The sequence below is a fragment of the Streptomyces sp. NBC_01017 genome, from assembly GCF_045162795.1.
Taxonomy (GTDB): domain Bacteria; phylum Actinomycetota; class Actinomycetes; order Streptomycetales; family Streptomycetaceae; genus Streptomyces; species Streptomyces machairae.
Map to the genome: position 1 here is coordinate 5,056,340 of NZ_CP108683.1, position 18,983 is coordinate 5,075,322.

At 67.4% G+C, this 18,983-nt stretch carries 14 protein-coding genes, 1 tRNA gene and 1 pseudogene; 5 read left to right on the top strand and 11 right to left on the bottom strand.

Annotated elements, in window-relative coordinates:
- Positions 1-147 precede the first annotated feature (147 nt).
- From OG331_RS22935 to OG331_RS22965, 7 genes are all read right to left on the bottom strand, one after another.
- The gene (locus tag OG331_RS22935) at positions 148-1,344 is read right to left on the bottom strand and encodes a hypothetical protein (RefSeq protein WP_406199146.1); all 1,197 of its coding nucleotides are present in this window, start codon (positions 1,342-1,344) and stop codon (positions 148-150) included.
- An 86-nt stretch (positions 1,345-1,430) separates the two neighbouring features.
- Positions 1,431-1,775, bottom strand: coding sequence for an alpha/beta fold hydrolase (locus OG331_RS22940; RefSeq protein WP_406199149.1), 345 nt, complete (start codon positions 1,773-1,775; stop codon positions 1,431-1,433).
- Positions 1,772-3,532, bottom strand: coding sequence for a non-ribosomal peptide synthetase (locus OG331_RS22945; RefSeq protein ID WP_406199151.1), 1,761 nt, complete (start codon positions 3,530-3,532; stop codon positions 1,772-1,774). Before OG331_RS22945 ends, OG331_RS22940 begins: the two co-directional genes overlap by 4 nt.
- Positions 3,517-4,317, bottom strand: coding sequence for a hypothetical protein (locus OG331_RS22950; RefSeq protein WP_406199153.1), 801 nt, complete (start codon positions 4,315-4,317; stop codon positions 3,517-3,519). The genes OG331_RS22945 and OG331_RS22950 overlap by 16 nt, the downstream gene beginning before the upstream one ends.
- 477 nt (positions 4,318-4,794) lie before the next feature.
- Complete coding sequence (locus OG331_RS22955; protein ID WP_406199155.1) at positions 4,795-5,043, bottom strand: acyl carrier protein; 249 nt, start codon at positions 5,041-5,043, stop codon at positions 4,795-4,797.
- Positions 5,044-5,315: 272 nt separating this feature from the next.
- Entirely contained in the window at positions 5,316-8,360 is a 3,045-nt protein-coding gene (locus OG331_RS22960) for an AMP-binding protein (protein ID WP_406199158.1), read from the bottom strand.
- Between the two features lie 562 nt (positions 8,361-8,922).
- Positions 8,923-9,036 carry a helix-turn-helix domain-containing protein gene (locus OG331_RS22965; protein ID WP_406210221.1) on the bottom strand — a complete coding sequence of 38 codons (114 nt, stop codon included), beginning with the start codon at positions 9,034-9,036 and terminating at the stop codon, positions 8,923-8,925.
- Between the two features lie 224 nt (positions 9,037-9,260).
- On the opposite strand from OG331_RS22965, the gene OG331_RS22970 reads away from it, so the two are divergent.
- From OG331_RS22970 to OG331_RS22990, 5 genes are all read left to right on the top strand, one after another.
- On the top strand, positions 9,261-9,458 hold the full coding sequence (locus OG331_RS22970) for a hypothetical protein (RefSeq protein ID WP_406199160.1): 198 nt from the start codon (positions 9,261-9,263) through the stop codon (positions 9,456-9,458).
- A gap of 103 nt (positions 9,459-9,561) precedes the next feature.
- Positions 9,562-10,770 (top strand): MFS transporter, encoded by a 1,209-nt coding sequence (locus OG331_RS22975; protein WP_406199163.1) that lies wholly within the window; start codon positions 9,562-9,564, stop codon positions 10,768-10,770.
- A gap of 30 nt (positions 10,771-10,800) precedes the next feature.
- Positions 10,801-11,751 carry a hypothetical protein gene (locus OG331_RS22980; RefSeq protein ID WP_406199165.1) on the top strand — a complete coding sequence of 317 codons (951 nt, stop codon included), beginning with the start codon at positions 10,801-10,803 and terminating at the stop codon, positions 11,749-11,751.
- A gap of 169 nt (positions 11,752-11,920) precedes the next feature.
- Positions 11,921-12,868: a hypothetical protein gene (locus OG331_RS22985; RefSeq protein ID WP_406199167.1), complete on the top strand. Its 948-nt coding sequence runs from the start codon at positions 11,921-11,923 to the stop codon at positions 12,866-12,868.
- A 424-nt stretch (positions 12,869-13,292) separates the two neighbouring features.
- Positions 13,293-14,552, top strand: coding sequence for an MFS transporter (locus tag OG331_RS22990; protein WP_406199168.1), 1,260 nt, complete (start codon positions 13,293-13,295; stop codon positions 14,550-14,552).
- A 230-nt stretch (positions 14,553-14,782) separates the two neighbouring features.
- Here OG331_RS22990 and OG331_RS22995 read toward each other — a convergent pair.
- From OG331_RS22995 to OG331_RS23010, 4 genes and pseudogenes are all read right to left on the bottom strand, one after another.
- A pseudogene (locus OG331_RS22995) lies at positions 14,783-15,359 on the bottom strand (transposase family protein); the annotation flags it as partial.
- Between the two features lie 283 nt (positions 15,360-15,642).
- A tRNA-Thr gene (locus tag OG331_RS23000) sits at positions 15,643-15,716 on the bottom strand.
- Between the two features lie 288 nt (positions 15,717-16,004).
- Entirely contained in the window at positions 16,005-17,534 is a 1,530-nt protein-coding gene (locus OG331_RS23005; RefSeq protein WP_406210223.1) for an alpha/beta hydrolase, read from the bottom strand.
- A gap of 238 nt (positions 17,535-17,772) precedes the next feature.
- Positions 17,773-18,978, bottom strand: a complete 1,206-nt coding sequence (locus OG331_RS23010; RefSeq protein ID WP_406199170.1) for a DNA polymerase III subunit delta' — start codon at positions 18,976-18,978, stop codon at positions 17,773-17,775.
- Positions 18,979-18,983 lie beyond the last annotated feature (5 nt).

Consider the following 18,983-nt stretch of genomic DNA (forward strand, 5'->3'; position numbering starts at 1 on the left):
CTTACCTCCGTATCAGCCCAGAAGGGCGACAACGTTACCGAAATACGCAGCGTGGGGGGCCGGCTCGGTGATCGGCCCCCACGGCTGCCAGAGCACACTCGGAAAAGCTGATCGGGTCAATGTCTCCACCCTCCATGGATCAGGCTGTCAGGATTGCCGTGCGGGAAAGCACGAGAACACTTCGCTGAGCCGATGGCGCCAGCGGGTACCGAGGTCCTGGACCCCGAAGCCGGTCCCCTCGTCCACCGTGAGTTCGAGCCCGATCTCGTGCCCACGGACCGTCGCAGCAGCGGTGAACGCCGACATCGGCTGGTTGTGGCCGAACCGCGGCGAGACCTCGACAGCCTCGATCCCTGCGACGTTCACGCTGTCCTCAGTCGCGACCTCGTAGACGAGCATCCCCGCCGCGACCGAGCCGGAGAAGGCGGATCCGAGCCCTGCGAGCGAGACGAACGGCACATCCGCGTGGTCGATCTCCAGAAACCAGTCGTCGAGGAAGTCGTCCATCGCCTCGAGCGGGCTGCGTGGTCCGGTCAGGTCGAGCGAGATGACAGTGTTCAGGAAACACCCGGTGACGTCGGAGAACGCCTCGTTCCGCCGTCCCCACGGGTAAGCGACGACGGTTGCCTCGGCCCCCGTGACGTCGCGCAGAGCGCGGTGGAGTGAGAAGAGGACGTACGGGAAGTGGGAGCCACGGATGGCACTCGGGCTGGCGACGCCCGGGAGGCCGACGATGACTTCAGAGAGCATGTGCGCCGCCCCCTGGGGGAGCTCTCCGTGGAAGTTCTTCAGGCGGTCCGCCCAGAAGTCGATTCCGCGTCCGCCTGCCGCGGCACTCTCGGACTCGGCCCTGTCCCGGACAGCGGCCTCGAAGCGCTCCCATTGCCCGTCATCGGGAGGCCCCGGGGCAGCCAACTGCTGGATCATCATGAGCTGCGACTGGCCGTCGACCAGTGCGTGGTCGAAGACCAGCAGCAGATAGTCGGCGTCGTGGGAGCGTACGAGACGTGCCGCCATCGCGGCACCGTCCAGAGAGGCTTCGAATTCATCGACCACCGTCATAGAAAGCCTCACGACGGCCTCTTCATCCTCCGCCTGCACTTCGGCGAAGTCATACGTGGCCAAATACCGCTCCTGATACGTCTCGCCACGGGAAAACCCAATGCGACAGGACAGCGTAGGATTCCGGAGCATGATCGAGTGCAGGACCCGATTCAGATCGGCGGCTGACAGGACAGCGGGCGGCATACGAAAGAGCTTGTTTATCGCGACTCGCTGACCGGTGCGTTCCGCCATTAGCGCGAAGCCGAGTTGCGTGCTCAGCAATGGGAGCCTGTCCGCCATGTGTGCCCCTTTCGGCCGCGACAACGGCCCCTGCCGACCGCATGAAGAATCTGGTTCAGATTACTGACGCAGGAGCCTCTGAAGTCCTAACAGGCAACAGGAGCAGGGAGGATGCCATCAGCAGCAGCCTCATATGAGTTCGTCGTCCCGGCCCGTCCAAGCGGTAATGGGGCAGGAGAGCTGCAGGCGCGCCACCGTAGCGGTACTCGAGCCGGGCAGCCCGTCCCGAAGGCGACCAGAGCGCCCAGGCTGTGTCCAAACAGGACCGGCGGAGAGGCCAGTTGCGATGCGGCCGGCAGTCGTGCGATCTCGTCCGCGAGCCGCGCGACGCTCTCGACGACGGGCTCGGCACAGCCGTCCTGGCGCCCTGGGTACTGCACCGCCAGGACTCGGACGTTCGCGCGCTCCGTATGTGCGGTTGGAACGGTCATGCGGCAGTTCGTCCCCTGATCAGCGCGGTGACCGATTCCACCGTGGGCTCGGACAGGAACTCCTGCACGGACACCTGGACTTGGAAGCGCTGATGGATGCGGGTGACAACCAGCGCGGCGGAGAGCGAGGTGCCGCCCAGGTCCATGAAGTGCCGGTCGGGTGGTATGTCGGCAACGCCGAGCACGGTCGACAAGATGCCGGCGACGGCCGACTGCATATCGGCGGGTTCCGGGAGCGGCCCGGCGCAGTCACGAGCATCGCCGGGGGCCGGCAGGCGGCGGCGATCGATCTTCCCGTGCGGGGAGAGCGGCAGTTCGGACGCGTGGACCACGTGGTGAGGAACCATGTAGTTCGGCAGCAACTGTGCTGCATGTGCGCGTAGTTCGCTGGTCTCCAGTGAGCAGCCCGGCTCAGGCACTACATGAGCAACCAGCCTGCGTTCCTCGCTGTCGGGCGGCGTCCAGGCCACCACGGCGCACTCCCGGACCGCGGGGTGGCGGAGCAGCGCTGCCTCGATGTCACCGGGCTCGACCCGGTATCCGCGGATCTTGAGCTGGTCGTCGGCCCGGCCCAGATAGTCCAGGGCTCCGTCGGGCCGCTCGCGCACGAGGTCACCGGTGCGGTACGCGCGTACGGTCCGTCCCTCGATCTGTACGCTGGGGAACCGCGCGTCCGTCTGCTGTGGATCACCCACATACCCGCGGGCGAGGCCGACCCCCGCCACCCACAGCTCGCCGCCCTCCTCCTGCGGGATGACATGGGCCGTCATGCCGGGCAGCGGACGCCCGATGGGGGGAAAGTCGGGCCAGGAGTGCGACGGACCGGTGAGGGTGTGGGCGAGGGCGACATGGGTCTCCACCGGGCCGTAGTGGTTGTGCAGACGCGCCGCGGGCAGCCGTCGGAACAGTTCCCGGACGGCAGGCGTGATCTGCAGCGCCTCTCCCGCCACTGCCACTTCGCGCAACGCGCCGGGCACTATGCCGAACTCGACGGTCAGCTCCGCGAGTCGACGCAGCGCCACGGGCGGCAGGAAGATCCGCTGGATCTCCCATGCACGGCACAGCTCCCACACACGCTGCAAGTCGACGCGTTCGGCGTCTGACGGTGTGTACAGGCAGCCCCCACTGCACCAGGCTGTGAACACCTCCTGGACGAATATGTCGAAGCCGAGCGGGGCGAACATCAGCGTGCTCAGTGGCTCGGGTGACGTACTGGCCAGCGTCCACTCGATCAGATTGTCCAGGCAACGGTGCGGCAGGGAAACCGCCTTGGGCCCTCCTGTCGACCCGGACGTGAACACCACGTAAGCGGGATCCTCGCCGCCCGGCTCCGTTCGGTCAGGTGCCGGGGCATCGTGCGCGGTGCTGGCAGCGGGGTCCTCCCGGAGAGGGAGCACGACGGGCCCGTCCGGAACGTCCGGGAGCCGCAGACCGGGCTCGACCAGCGCGAACCGGGCACCGCAACGCTGCCACATGTGCTGGATGCGGTCCGCCGGATAGTTCGGATCCACCACGCAGAAGGCCCCGCCCGACCGGAGCACCGCAAGGACAGCTACGCCGAGTGCGATTCCGCGGGAAGCCTGGACGAGCACGACGTCGCCGGGGCGCGCCCCGTGTCGCGTCAGGCGGCCGGCCAAGTCGGCCGACCTGCGGTCGAGTTCGGCATAGTCGAGCTTGCCGTCGGGTGCGACCAGGGCGGCTGCCAGAGGGCGGCGCTGTGCCTGGGAGGCGATCAACTCAACTACTCGGCTGGGCAACGCTCTGTCCTCTCCCTCGTGCCCGACGCAAGCGGAAGGCCCAGCGCCTCAAGGACCGCGGCACGCGTCTCCTCGGCCCTGAGCAGTTCAAACCGGTCGCAGCTCAAGCGCAGTGCGCGCTGGTGCCCGGCAGTGCAGGCGTAACCTTCCGGGTCGGCGTCCGCGGAGTCAACGCGCAGCACATGCCCCTCCCAGGTCGGAGTACGGGCGTGGTGGGCCGCCACCAGATGGCTGAGCCAGTCCGTGTATGCACTGACCATTTGCGTGGCGCTTGCCGCGATCTCCGACTCGTTGGCGCCTGCCGCACGTAGCGCCGCAAAGGCATGGCGGGCCAGTTCGCCGGTGAGGTCGGCGACGAAGCGCTCCGGGTCCTCGGCCAGGGTGTCGGCGTCGGCGCGCTCGTTCAGCTCCTGTTCGTCCAGCTGGACGCCGAGTCCGGCGAGCCGCGCGCGGTATTCCGCCGTGATCGATTCCAGCGACGTGACCTCGGGGTCGAACAGCATGATCACCGGTGGCTCCCCACCCAGGGCGGCGGCCACCTCGAAGGCAAGCGGCGCCGAGGCGCAGTATGCGGCGACCGCCGCGACCGGGCCCGTCCCGGCCGGCACGTTCGCCAACAGGCGGGCCGCGTAGTCCGCGCCGTTCACCGCCCTCGGCAGGGGGGCGGGCAGCAGGTCGTGGACTCGCACCCCGTGCCGCTCCAGGGCCAGTTCGTCGATCCGGGCTTCCTTCCGGTATCCGGGATAGTCGAGTGCGAGAACCACAGGGCGTTCGCTCTGGTCCATGGGCGAGTTCCTTTCGCTGCTGGTGAATTCCACAGGCACATAAGGAAGTTGGAGCTGAGGCGAGCATGGGACGGACCGGATCATGTTACGAAAGCGCCGCAACCGAAAGCTCTTTCGAACTACTCAGAGCGGAGATCGCTGCTGCAACCAGATCTCGCCCCCGCAGCGTAACCACCCGCAGCCCAGGCTCAGGCGGGAGTCTCACTTGTCGAGCTCACCCCGTCGACCGGAGCTTCGATGCGTCCGTCATGGCCCACCAGCGCATCCTCATGCGGCCGTGACCAGCACACTCACTTGATCATCAAGACCTTGGAACCGCCCTGCCGGCGGGCCCGGTGACTGGGGGACTCATACACAGCGGCCGTTCTCTCGCACTTCGTTACTCGACATCTCGAAGCGTGGAGAACGGCCGTCTCGGCAGTCCCGGGTAGAACCGCAGATGAGCAGGTCGGGTGACACCCAAGGTCAAACACCAAGCTAAGCCTGGGAGTTGTCGATGAATGCCGACAGACTCTGCGGCGAGGCGTGCGTGAAGAGGTCGCGCAGCCGGACGTCCACACCGAGGACGTCGTAGACCTTGCCGACGATCTGAAGGAGGTGCAGGGACGTGCCGCCGCTGTCGAGGAGGTCCGAGGTCTCGTCGAGGTCCTCCTTCCCAAGGACTTCGCGCCAGATCTCCGTGAGTGCGGCTGTGCGGTCCGAGACGTTCTGGTATTCGGTCTTCATACTTGGGGGCTCCTTTGATTGTCATTACCGAAGAGGTCTTCGATGCCCGCTTGCTGATGTCGGGGAAGTAAGAGTCCAGCTCCCGCCTCGCGCAACTCCTCGGCAAGGGCCCGTGCTTGCGCGGAGAGTTCGGCGTAGGCCGGCGTCGCGGATCCTGATGTGTGCGCGCCGGCGTCCGGGCGGGTGCAGACATTGGGCATTCGCGTTGCCAACTCCTCGTCTACTGCGAGGCTCGCACCGTACCGGCGAAGCGCTCCGTCAGCTGCCCCTGCTCATGCGCCACCCGGCCCTCCGCTTCCACTGCCACTCTCTTCCGTGAGCCGGGCGACCAGACGCCCGCTGATGCTCCGGGCCGTACTCTCGGTCACCAGCGCGGTTTCGTAGGAGACCCGCACCGTCGACGCGATGCCGTCGTCCGCGAGCAGTTCGACGAGCAGGGGAACCTGGAGGCGGACGTACGGCAGCTCGATCCCGTGCACCGCGCAGCCGTCGAGCTGGAGCTCAGCGCTGGGCGAGTCCTGCACCGCACCGATGACGTGATACAGCTGCTGCCCTGCCTGCCCGGCGGTCCGGGCCACCTCGGCGATGGACAGATCGCTGTTGCGCAGGGCGGCGAGAACTGCGGTCTCGGCCTGGGCTGCGGCATCGTGAGCTGTGGTCGTCCGCAGTCTGACGCACACCGTGTCGATCAGGCATGCGATGGTGTCCTGCAGAACCGGGGTGGAACGCTGGGATATCGGAATGCCGATCGTGACATCCTCGGTGCCCGTGACCTCGGACAGCGTTCCGCCGAGCGCGGCGATGAACAGCGGGAGGAGGCCGCCCCCGATGGAGCGCCGACCCAGGGAGTCCGCCTGCTCCGGCGTCAGAGGCACGTCGATCTTCGTCACGCCGACTTCCGTACACAGCGTGGGCGTGACCCACGGTGCAGGATCGACCGGAAGCTCGGCAAGTTCCTTCGCCCAGTAGTCCCGTTGCGCCGCGAGGTCCGCCGAGTCCCGGATCCGCTCCGTCTCCGCGTAGATCTCCGACGGTACGGCGACCGGATGCGCGAACCGTGTCTCGCGCCCATCGCACCGCGCGCGGTACGCCTCGGCCAGATCCTCCGCGAAGATCCGCTTGGACCATCCGTCGAACGCGATGTGGTGAACGGACATGCCGAAGATCCATTGCTCGGGCTCCCCGAGCTTGCAGAGCACCGCGCGCCAGACGTCTCCTTCGAACAGGGAGAAGGTCCTGTCGAGTACTGCCTTCAACTGCGGTAGGGCCGTCTCCTCGTCCGGGGCCTCGATGTGCTCGACCGTGACCGGGCGGTCGGAGCGATTCCACATGGCCAGGTCCTCGAAGGCGTAACGGCCCTGGAGGAACAGGTGGCGGCGGTGGACGTCTTGCAGCGCCTCAACGAAATGGTCGATGTCGAGCGCGCCGGCGATGCGCCAGGCCAAGTAGAGGTGATTGTGCGTGTCGTTGCCGTCGAGGTGCGGCAAGAGGAATCCGGACTGCATCCCGGTCAGCGGTGACGGCGCGGCTGCGTCCACGCTGTCCGCTGCGTCTGTCCCGTTTGCACCGTCCGGCGTCGCTGCGGACTGCTTGGCGATCCAGACCCGCATCTCGTTGACCGACGGGTGGCTGCGCACCACCGATACCGGAATGCTGAGGCCGGTCACCCGGCTCAGGGCCGTGCACAGACGAACCGCGCCCAGCGACGTGCCGCCCAAGTCGAACAGTGAGGCATCGGGATCCACCGATGTGCCACCGAGAACCCGGCTGAAAGCAGCCTCGATCGGATCGCTGGAGTTGGCCTCTGCGCGAGCAGCGGTCAGCTCTACGACGGCGGAGTGCAGCGCGACCGTGTCGAGCTTCGCGTTACTGGTCAGCGGCATCGCCGCCAACCGGACGACCACATCCGGAGCCCACCCCGGAGGCAGGTCGGCCGCCAACGCAGTCCTCAGGCTTTCCTCGTCGAAGTTGCCACTGGCCGCGACCACGGCGAGAGCGAGTGACTCCGGCCGGCCGGAGAGGCCGAGCAGTGGGACCACGGCGCACTGCGCGACCCCGTCGAAAGCGGCTGCCGTCCGCTCGATCTGGCCCGCGTCGATCCGGTGTCCACGGATCTTCAGCTCGCGGTCGCGACGCCCCGCGTAGGTGAACACGCCACTGGCGGTCCTGCTGCCGTAGTCCCCGGTGCGGTACACCCGCAGACGTCGGCCTCCGACGAGCACCTCGACGAACTTGGCCGCGGTCAACTCCTCGTCACCGAGATATCCAGGAGACACTCCGTCGCCTGAGATGCAAAGCTCCCCGATCTCGTCCGGGCCGCACTCCCGCTCGCCGTCCAACACATGCACGCCGGTGCGGGGTATGGGTCGGCCCAGCGGGATGGCGCCGCGGGTGTCGTCGACTGTTACTCGGTGCATCAAAGCGATGCACGTCGACTCGGCGGGGCCGTAGCCGTTGATGAAGGGGATGTCCGGATGCGCGGCCAGGAAGCGCCCGACATGCGCGGGGGAGAGCGCTTCGCCGCCGGCCATGGCGACGCGCAGGCCTTCGAACGCGGACACATCCTCGTCGACCAGAACGTTGAACAGCGAAGAGGTGACGAAGAGGGTGTTGAGGCCGTGGTCCGAGATCTCGTGACGCAGCTCGTCGGGCGTGAGTGCCCGATGCTTCCGGAGCAAGGACGCGCCGCCGCGCAGGAGCGGGCCCCACACCTCGAACGGAAGGGCGTCCCAGTTCGAGGAACCCAGGTGCGCCAGCACGGTCTCGTCGTCGATGGAGGCGATGCCCTCCCCGGTGAACATTCGCAGGGTCGCCTCGTGCGTCGAGAGCACCGCCTTCGGCTCGCCGGTGCTGCCCGAAGTGAAGAAGACCGTCGCGATATCGGTGCCTGCAGCGGGGACCGATTTCCAGGCGTGGTCCGTGGAGTCCCCAGAGGGCGTGTCGAAGCCGGGCAACTCGATCTCACGCCGGAAGCAACCGCTGGCCCGGCCCGGCGCGGCGACCGCGAGGGCGCCGCCGAGGATCTCGTCGATCCGCCGCAGGCGCCGCGCGTTCCACTCCAGATCCATGACCGTGTAAGCGGCGCCGAGCTTCAGCACACCGAGGGCCGCGGCGATCAGTGCAGGTGATGTCTCCAGCTGAAGGGGGACGATGCTGCCGGCTCGGACCCCCTCCGCTGCCAGCCACTCGGCGACGGCGTCGGACCGGGCATCGAGCTGACCTCGGCTGACGACCTCATCGCCGTGGATCAGTGCGGGACGCGCAGGATCCGCCTGAGCAAGGTCATGCAGAACCATATGGATGGACACGGCGCTCATGACTCAGCCAGCTTCCTTCGTCAAAGTGGAGACAGTTCGTGCACCGAAGCAGCAAATGCGAACGGTTGGTTACACGGCTGGAACAAGGATGCTTCCCTTACGCCACGAAGTGACGAATGCAGACGCAGCCCAAGTAAGCCACCAGGGCCGCGGCGCCCTTTCGTTTGCCCGCTTTTTCGTCATCCTGCGGTAGCCAAGCTCGTCCGGTCGCCGCTGTGAGCACGACGGAGTGGCTGCAGGCGCCCGGTGGAAAGCAGACAATTGGTTAGGAGGCCGGGATCCTGGGCTCGTCGAGAAACCATCAATTTATCGACGGGCCCCCTGAGTCTAAGCTGGGGCCGTCCTGCGTCGCTCCTGACATATGGCAGTGACCGACCACAGCCTCCGGCTCCCGCTCCGCCGACCGGACACGGTCCGCTCGCTCTCGGGGCGAGCCTGGTCAGCCTCCGCGAGACACGGCGACGACATCCCGACCGCATTGGCCGGCGACAGGGTCGACCAGTGCGAATCTCCCGACGACGGCTTCTCCCCCAGCGTTTTGGCGATCAGGCCCTCGACCTGCTCATCGGTGATCTTCCGCGGGGGCGCCCGAGCGCGACTTGTCCACCAGCCCCTCAAGCCGGTCGGCGGCGAACCGGGCGCGCCACTTGCGCACGGCCTCCCGCGAGACCCCGATGCCCTCCGCGACCTGCGAGTTCCGCCGGCCCTCCGAGCACGCCGGCACGGTCTTCGACCGCAACTCCAGCGCCTGGGCCGCCGATTGACGGCTAAGGGAGGCTGTGATTAGCATCCCAGACGACTTCAAGACCTGACCGGGCCACTACACCTAAATCGGGGCGCACCCTTCGGAGGGCTTTGAGTGGTGAACTCAATTCGTCGTGCCAAACTGCCCTCAAGTCCATGACTCTTTTACTGAACACGGCATTTGACGCAGGCAAAACCTCACTCGCTGAAGAACTCTCAACTCGCCGCCGCACTTGGATCCTGTTCGATCCCGAGGCCGCCGATCGTATCCATGCAATTACCAAGGGGGAGGCATGGCGCATCTATGGCGACTGCGCAAAACCTCGGGGCCGGCAGGAAGTTGGCTCCGCATGACTGTGCACTCTGAGCGAGCCTTATATGCATCGGAGGGCAATTCGATGATCGGCATAGGAGCGGTGTTGTTGGTCATTGATGGGCACCGAGACGGAGAAGGCGCTTGAGGTTCCGTACCTTCACCGAGCTTCCCGCCGCCTTCCGGTGGCTCCTCGCGGGCCGTACGATGTCGATCTTGGGCAACACCGTTGCGCCCATCGGACTCGCGCTCGCCATCATCGATGCCGGCGGGAGCGCCGCCACCATAGGCATCGTTGTCGGCGCGAGGTCCGCCGGCAACCTGCTGTTCGTTCTGGCTGGAGGAATCCTCGCCGACCGGTTCCCACGGTCCGTGGTCCTCGAGGGGTCGAGTGCAGCCAGCGCCGTCACGCAAGGGGTCGTGGCGTGGTACGTCTTGTCCGGTGGCAGCTCCCTGGCCCCGCTGACTCTACTGGCCCTGCTGAACGGGATCTGTGCGGCGTTCGCGTCCCCGGCCTCGTCGGCGCTACTGCCGCAGACCGTGCCGTCCAACATGCGCCCCCAGGCCAACGCGGCCATGCGACTGACCCTGAATCTGTGCTCCGTGACCTCCGGAGCACTCGCGGCGCTATTCCTGCTCGTAGCCGCCCCTGGCTGGCTGATCGCCTTCGACGCGCTCTGCTTTGCCGTCGCCGGAGTCCTGTTTTCAAGGGTCCGGGTCGCAGCCAGCACTGCGTCACAGAAGGAATCGCTGATGAGCCAGGTCCGGGGCGGCTGGGTGGCCTTCTCGGAGCAGAAGTGGTTGTGGCAGGCCATCGTCGGCTCAACGTTGATGAACCTGTGCTACTCCGGCACCATCCCCGTGCTGGGGCCGATCATGGCCGAGGAAACCTTCGGCAGTCACCTCTGGGGCCTCGTACTCGGCGCCCAAGTCTTCGGCTTGACAGTAGCGGCCGTTCTGATCATGAGAAGCGGCCGGCGAATCTCGCTGCGCGCCGGACTCCTGGCGCTTCCCCTCGGCGCCGCGCTGCCGCTCACTCTGGGCGTTTATCCGTCATTCGCGGTGTTGCTACTGGCCGCATTCGTCGGAGGCTTGTCAATGGAGATCTTCGGCACCGTCTGGGAGACGACCCTCCAGGACAGGATCGAGCCGGACAAGCTAGGGCGGGTGTACTCGTATGACGCCCTCGGGTCCTTCGTCGGCGTACCGCTGGGGCAGGTGTTGGTGGGTCCTGTCAGCGCTGAACTGACCCCTCGCGCAACCCTGGTCATCGGGGGTGTGCTGATGGTCGGCGCGGCTCTGGCGATCGCGCGTGCACTCGGCGGCCAACGGGCGGCGGTAAAGGCGGCCTGATGTATTCGATGAGATACCGGAGGGCTACGGATGCTGCAGCAGCATGAGGGACTGGTCACGGCTACCCTCGCAGCGGACGACCACTTGGCGTGGAAGGCACTCAGGTTCCGCAAAGACCTGCACGTCGTCAACGTGGCGCCGCCGCCGACATCCGGCGGCGAGTGGCTGACCGACGGATTCCGCTTCCGGCCCACCAACGTCGTCTGGCTCGCGGATCCGAAGGGATCCGAAGAAGAATACGTCGAGGGGCTGGGGCATAACCCGCGGTACGCCGTGCGAAAGGCACTCAGGGATTTCCGGGCCTCCACGATGACGCTTGAGCATGTCGAGAAAATCACGCATGCCCTGGCCGAGGAATGGCTGCCACTGTACCGAGCGTCCCTGACGGGCATGGCCTTCGCAACCCCACTTGTGAGCTCGCCGGAAGAGGTGGTGGGCATCGGGCCGGACGTGGAAATGCTGGTGATCCGAGACGCCCAAGGAAACATGTGCGCCGGCATGGTTACGCTCAACGACCACCGCCGCGGTGTCTACACGGCCGGGCTGTACGGGGAACGGGGCGGCCTGCGAAGCAGCCACAACCTCTCCCGGGTGCTCTATCTCGCCTTGATGAATGTCACCCGGGCCCACGGGATGCCACTGGCCAGCGTGGGGTGGGAGCCCAACCTGTATGGGCACATCGCCAAGGCCGGCCTGGCAGCATACAAGCGGTCGCTGGGGTTCCGTCCCATACCTCGCGCCGCGCTGCGACCCGACGGTTCCGAAGACGTGCTCACACGTGTTGTGCATGACGATGGGCTGGCTCCACCGTTGGTGTTCTTCGCGTATCCGACCTGGCCGCCAGAGCAAGCCGACCTGATGGACGTACGGCTTCGGGCCGTTGCACACCCCAACACGAACACGCCATTCCAGTTGAGTGCGTTTGGCTCCGACGTTGAGTCATTGGCACCGTCAGCAGCCGCCAAGGTGGCGGTGCGCTGAGAGGGCGTTCTCGATGACCTTCCGGGCGGTCGCCAGCTCGGTCTGCCGGGTCTCGGCCTCGGTCAGTTCCTCGGCCGGGTGGGCCATCTGTTTGCGCAGATCGGTAACGGTCTCGGTGGCGGCGTCGTGGACGGCCTGATGTATTCGATGAGATACAGGAGGGCTACGGATGCTGCAGCATCATGAGGGACTGGTCACGGCTACCCTCGCAGCGAACGACCACTTGACGTGGAAGGCACTCAGGTTCCGCAAAGACCTGCACGTCGTCAACGTGGCGCCGCCGCCGGCATCCGGCGGCGAGTGGCTGACCGACGGATTCCGCTTCCGGCCCACCAACGTCGTCTGGCTCGCGTATCCGAAGGGATCCGAAGAGGAATACGTCGAGGGGCTAGGGCGTTCCGAGCGGCGCACCGTGCGAACGGCACTCAGGGATTTCCGGGCCTCCACGATGACGCTTGAGCATGTCGAGAAAATCACGCATGCCCTGGCCGAGGAATGGCTGCCACTCTACCGAGCGTCCCTGGCCGGCATGGCCTTCGCAACCCCACTTGTGAGCTCACCGGAAGAGGTGGTGGGCATCGGGCCGGACGTGGAAATGCTGGCAATCCGAGACGCCCAAGGAAACATGCGCGCCGGCATAGTTACGCTCAACGACCACCGCCGCGGTGTCTACACGCGCGCGATGTACGGCGAACGGGGCGGCCCGCGAAGCCACAACTTCTCCAGGCTACTCGATCTTGCCATGATGAATGTCGTCAGGGCCTACGAGATGCCAATGGTCAGCCTGGGGTGGGAGCCCAACCTGTATGGGCACATCGGCAAGGCCGGCCTGGCAGCATACAAATGGTTGCTGGGGTTCCGTCCCGTACCTCGCGCTGCGCTGCGAGCCGACGGTTCCGAAGACGTGCTCACACGTGTTGTGCATGACGATGGGCTGGCTCCACCGTTGGTGTTCTTCGCGTATCCGACCTGGCCGCCAGAGCAAGCCGACCTGATGGACGTACGGCTTCGGGCCGTTGCACACCCCAACACGAACACGCCATTCCAGTTGAGTGCGTTTGGCTCCGACGTTGAGTCATTGGCACCGTCAGCAGCCGCCAAGGCGGAGGTGCGCTGAGAGAGCGTCAAGTCCGTTTCCGGTAGAGGCCGCGTCCAGCGGACGCCCTGGCCACGTGACCGGCGCACGGTGGCACACCCCGCTTCACGAAAATCTTGCCAGGGCCACGTTCATGCATACGCCGACAAGCGGTCACCGACCGGTCCACCCGCGCCAGCTCCCACTGCTTGTCCGATAAGTCACTCGGGTACGACTCAGGGCCCATGAGAACAGGACAGCACCCCCCACGGAAGTATGGGCAATCACACGCGGGCGATACCGAACCCCAGGAAACGGGACTCAACGCCCACTCGCAACGCCGGAGACCTGTCCCATGCCAGGAGACGCGCGCCAACTTCTCCGTTAACGTCCGCGCATGCCTCGATCCACCCCAGATGTACCGCCGTCTACCCCTCGCAGCCCGTTCCCTCGCCTGCTCCGGCGAATGGCCCCGCCGTCGCCGACTGCGGGGCGAGTCAGTGCTCAGGCGCTGCTCTACGGGCTGGGCACCGGCAGCTACATCACCACCAACGCAGTCTTTTTCACCAAAGTCGTAGGCCTCTCCGCTGCCGCTGTCGGCCTGGGCCTGACGATTGCCGGAATCGGCGCGTTCGCCGCCGCTGTGCCGCTGGGCCGGGTCGCTGACCGGGTCGGCCCGAAGGCTGCGTGGGCTGTGGCGTCTCTCGCGGAGGCGGCCTGCTACCTGGCCTACCCGGCGGTTCGCGGGTTCTCCGCCTACCTGGTGATCGTCATAGCCCTCGGGCTGAGCAACGCCGCCGGGGCTGCAGGTTATGGCGCGTACGTGCTCAACCTCTACACCGACAAGGAGCGGATCGCGGGGCTCGCCTACAACCGAAGTGCGTTGAACGCCGGGTTCACCATCGGCGCGGGACTTGGCGGCCTGGCCCTGGCAACTGACAGCGAGACAGCCATCCGGATGCTCCCCTTGTTCGTCGGAGTGGTGATGCTGATCAACTCAGCGGTGATCTCCCGACTGCCCAAGGCGGCTAGCCCCGTCCAGAATCCCACCCAGTCGGAAGGGCGCGAGCATCGGAAGCGCTATGGCGCGCTGACCAATCGTCCGTTTCTCGCCCTCTCCGTCCTGGGCGGTGTGCTGTCTACGAACCAGGTAATCCTCTTCGTGGTCATTCCACTCTGGCTGGTGGAGGACACCAACGCGCCTCGGGTGCTCCTGGCAGTACTGGTCGCGACCAACACCCTGATGACGGTAGCTCTGCAGACCATGACTGCCCGCGGCACCGACACACTGTCAGGCGCGATTCGGGCGACATACCGGAGCGCCGCCTGCTTTGTCGCCTCCTGCGTGATCATCATGTTCACTGACGGCAGCGTCGAGTGGCTGACCGTCGCTCTGGTTTGGCTGGCGCATGTCGTATTGACCGGTGCCGAGCTCTTCCAGGCAGCGGCGGGCTGGGGATTCACGGCGCTCTTGTCCGATCCCGCTCGGCGCGGCGAATACCAGGGCGTAAACCAAGTCGGCCAGACGATCGGCAACGTGTGGGCGCCGGCCGCTTACACCTATCTCGCCCTGAACTGGCACATGGCGGGCTGGCTCACCATCGCTGCCATCGTCGTCCTTGCGGCCGTCGTCACCCCGTCCGTGGCCCGCGCCGCCGAACGCTCACTTGGCACGGCGGTTGCCGGGACCGCATCCAGCAAGGTCCACCCTGTTGGGCAGGCCTAGATCGCTCGTCTTGCCGCCCGCCCGGGTCCGGCGATGGTTTCGCAACGTCCGCGCCAAGGCGGCCCGTCCAGCGGCCGCATCGAAAACCTCGCGCCCCGGCCCAGGACGCCCCCGCGGATCGAGTAACGACACGCAAGGTGAGTTGACGGGTTTCGGACGCGATGCAACGGAGCTCGTTGGTACAGGCAGTCACCGTTGATCCGGCCAGCCATGACGACCGGACCCTTGGGGGCTTTGGCGATTGACGTCATGCGATTCGGGCGCATCGGGATCTGCGAAAGATCTGCCAGGACTTCAGGCGCGAAACGCCGCCTTCGACCGGTGCCCGTGCCGCGGCCGCGGTCAGGTCGTGAGCCCGGCCCGGCAGGGCGGGGCACAGCCACAGCGGCCGGGCTGTTCGGATCGGTGACCACCTCCACGTTCACCCCGTGCCGGCGGTGTCTGCGGGAGTGGTCGGCTCGTCCGTCTCCGGCCCGGTCGCACTGGGCGGGGTGCCGTCCGGCAGGACGATGTCCGCATCGGTCTCGCGCAGGACCCTTCAGCAGAGCCGGCGCACGTTCGGCGAGCGGGTGGATGACCTGGCTGGTGCAGGCGTGGGCGGTGGACTCGCTGGTGCCGGATCCGGTAGCGGTCCTCACCACTGTGGTGTGCCAGAGCTGTGTGTTCGCGCAGGTGCACCAGTGCCTCCATCGCCCGCTGGGACGGGCGGAGCTTGCAGCGCCGCACGCCCCCACGGGTGACGACGGGCACCGTCGCCCGCTCCACAAGCGCATGCGGCAGGTCGAGTGCGGCAGGACGGATGACCAACGAGGCCTCCAAGCAGCATGGTTGAGACGACAGACATCTCGATCAACACCTCGGGGCCTCGCTCGTTGCGCTCCGGAACCCTCACCTGATCGGTGACCAGCTCGGGACAGCGACCGAGCACGCCGCTCTGTGGCCCCCTCTGCACGGTTACTGCGCACGTGGCGACCCCTTGGCCACCCCCGCTCACGCAGTCCTCTGCGCCTCCTCGGAGAAAACCCCGCCCCTCGGCCTTGGGCAAAGAGAAAAGCCCAGGTCAGCTGCTTCTGACCCGGGCTTCTATAAGAGCCGCCTTCGGGATTCGAACCCGAGACCTACGCATTACGAGTGCGTTGCTCTGGCCATCTGAGCTAAGGCGGCGCGCTGTCCGCACTATGGTGCGATCAGCAACGTCGGTAAGTCTACACAGTTTCTGAGAGTGCTCCGTACCAGCCCCTCAACAGCCTCTCCCCGCCCCTAGCCGGCTCCTGCGGGGCCTCTACGCAGCCCTCCACTGCCGTCCGCGGGCCTCCCCCAGGCTGTCCCTCGGCCTCCGCCCATCGCGCGTCGAGCGTCCGCCGACCCGCCCGCCGCTCGTCCGCCGACCCGTCCGCGGGCCGGCCCCGGAGCGTGGTGCTCCGGGACCCGCGGCCACCGAACACGCCGCTGTCAGCAGCGCTTGTCCCGAGCAGGCGGCGCCCCTCGGAGGAGGTACGAGTTGATCGTCTTGTCGATGCACGCGCTGCCCCGCCCGTACGCTGTGTGACCGTCGCCGTCGTAGGTGAGGAGACGGGACGAGGAGAGCTGGCGGGAGAGGGCCTGGGCCCAGCGGTAGGGGGTGGCCGGGTCGCGGGTGGTGCCGACCACGACGATGGGGGCCGCGCCCTTCGCCTCGATGCGGTGCGGCTCACCGGTCGGTGCCACCGGCCAGTACGCGCAGTTCAGGGTGGCCCAGGCGAGGCTCTTGCCGAAGACGGGGGACGCCTTCTCGAAGGCAGGGAGGGCGGCACGCACCTCCTCGGGGGTGGAGAAGGCGGCCGGGAGGTCCACGCAGTTGACCGCTGCGTTGGCGAACATCAGGTTCGTGTAGCGGCCGTCGGAGTCGCGCTCGTAGTAGCTGTCGGAGAGGACGAGGAGGCCGGCGCCGTCGTTGTCCCGCATCGCCGCGGACAGGGCATCGCGCAGGGTGGCCCAGGCTCCCTCGTCGTACATCGCCGCGATCACGCCGGTGGTGGCGAGGGATTCGCTCAGCTCACGGCCTGCCGTGTCGCCGGTCGGGATCGGCTTCGCGTCGAGCTTCTCGAAGAAGGCCTTGAGGTTCTTGCCGACTTCGCTCTTCTTGGTGCCCAGCGGGCAGTCCCGCTGCCGCACGCAGTCCCGCGCGAACGCCTTGAACGCCGTCTCGAAGCCCGCCGTCTGGTCGAGGTTCATCCGGCGGGCCGGCAGGGAGGGGTCCATCCCGCCGTCCAGGACCAGCCGGCCCACCCTGTCCGGGAAGAGCCCGGCGTACGTCGCCCCGAGGAAGGTGCCGTACGACGCCCCCACATACGACAGCTTGTCGTCGCCCAGCGCCGACCGCAGGAGGTCCATGTCCCGTGCCGCCTCGGCGGTGGAGACATGCCGGAGCAGGCCGGGGGCGTCCGCTCCGCAGCCCTCCGCGAACTTCTTGTACGCGCTGACGAGCCGACCGGTCTCCTTGGTGTCGTCGGGCGTGAAGTCCGTCTGCGTGTACGCGTCCATCTCACGGCCGTCGAGGCATTCGACGGGCTCGCTGCTCGCGACGCCGCGTGGGTCGACCCCGACCATGTCGTACTGGGCCCGCACCTCCATCGGGTAGCCGATCCCCGCGTACTGCTGGAGATAGCCGATCGCCGAACCGCCCGGGCCGCCAGGGTTCACCAGCAGCGACCCGAGCCGCTTGCCCGGTCCCGTCGCCTTCTTCCGGGCCACCGCGAGACGGGTCTCCCCGCCGTCGGGCTTGGCGTAGTCGAGCGGCACCTTCAAGGTCGTGCACTGGAAGCCGGGAACCCCGCAGCTGTGCCAGGTCAGCTTCTGTGCGTAGTACGGCGTGAGCGCGGCCGGAGTCGACCTCGGCAGCGCGGCCAGCGCCGCCCCGGCCGCCGGGCTTCCGGTTTTCATCGTCGCGTCGGGTGTCCCACCGGAGGAGCAGGCGGATACCAGCAGCGCGGCGACTGCCATGAGGCTGCCGAACGTGCCGGCCCGCCGGGAGGTCGAGCGGCGGTGGCGTGCGCCCTGCCCGCTGGGGCTCGGGTCGGGGCTGACTGGAGAGCTGGGCCTGGTGTGCATTTGGCGAGCGTAACTCTGTGCAGTGGCTTGGATGCCGTGCGTACACATCGCGGCTCGTACGTGTTACATGGTCAACCTCCAATTGATCACTCGCGGGTGCCCTGCCGGGGGCATCGGCCCACCCGGCGACTCAGCCCGCTCTGAGTGCCATGGTCATCGCCTCCACCGCCAGCAGCGGCGCCACATTGCGGTCGAGCGCGTCCCGGCAGGCGGCAATCGCCTCGATACGGCGGAGTGTGGACTCCGGGGAACTGTCGCGGGCAAGGCGCTCCAGGGCGTCCTCGGCGTCGGTGTTGGCGAGAGCGACGCGGGAGCCCAGCTGCAGGGCGAGAACGTCGCGGTAGAAGGCGGTGAGGTCGGTCAGTGCGAGGTCGAGACTGTCGCGCTGCGTGCGTGTACGGCGCCGTTTCTGCTTGTCCTCCAGGTCCTTCATCACGCCCGCCGTGCCGCGCGGCATCCTGCCGCCCTGGGCCGCACCCAGCGCCGCCTTCAGCTCCTCGGTCTCCTTGGCGTCCATCTCCTCGGCAAGCTGCTTCGCGTCCTCGGCTGCGGCGTCCACCAGCTCCTGGGCGGCTCTGAGGCAGGCGCCGACCTCGCCGATCCGGAGGGGCAGCTTGAGCACGGCAGCCCGGCGCTCGCGGGCGGCGGGGTCGGTGGCAAGGCGGCGGGCCCGGTCGACGTGGCCCTGGGTGGCGCGGGCCGCGGCGGCTGCGACTTCCGGTTCGATGCCTTCCCGCCGTACGAGCATGTCGGCGATGGCGTCGACCGAGGGCGTGCTCAGGTTCAGGTGGCGGCAGCGGGAGCGGATGGTGGGCAGGACGTCCTCGATGGAGGGGGAGCAGAGCAGCCAGACCGTGCGGGGGGCGGGCTCCTCCACTGCCTTCAGCACGGCGTTGGCGGACTTCTCGTTCAGCCGCTCGGCGTCCTCGACCAGGATGACCTGCCAGCGGCCGTTCGCCGGCGACGTGAACGACTTACGGACGGTGTCCCGCATGTCGTCGGCGAGGATCTGGGCGCCGACGGCGGCGACGGTGGTGACGTCGGCGTGCGTGCCGACAAGTGCCGTATGGCATCCGTCGCAGAAGCCGCATCCGGGGGCGCCACCCAGCGCTCTGTCAGGGCTGACGCACTGCAACGCGGCGGCGAAGGCCCGCGCCGCCTGATTCCGCCCCGCCCCGGGTGGTCCCGTGAACAACCAGGCATGCGTCATCTTGGACGCCTCGGGGGGCGGCGCGTCGGAGGCAACGGCGGTGACGAGGGCATCAGCGTCCCGAGCGGCAGCACCGAGCTGCTCACTCACCCTCTCCTGTCCCACCAGGTCGTCCCACACGCTCACGGGTC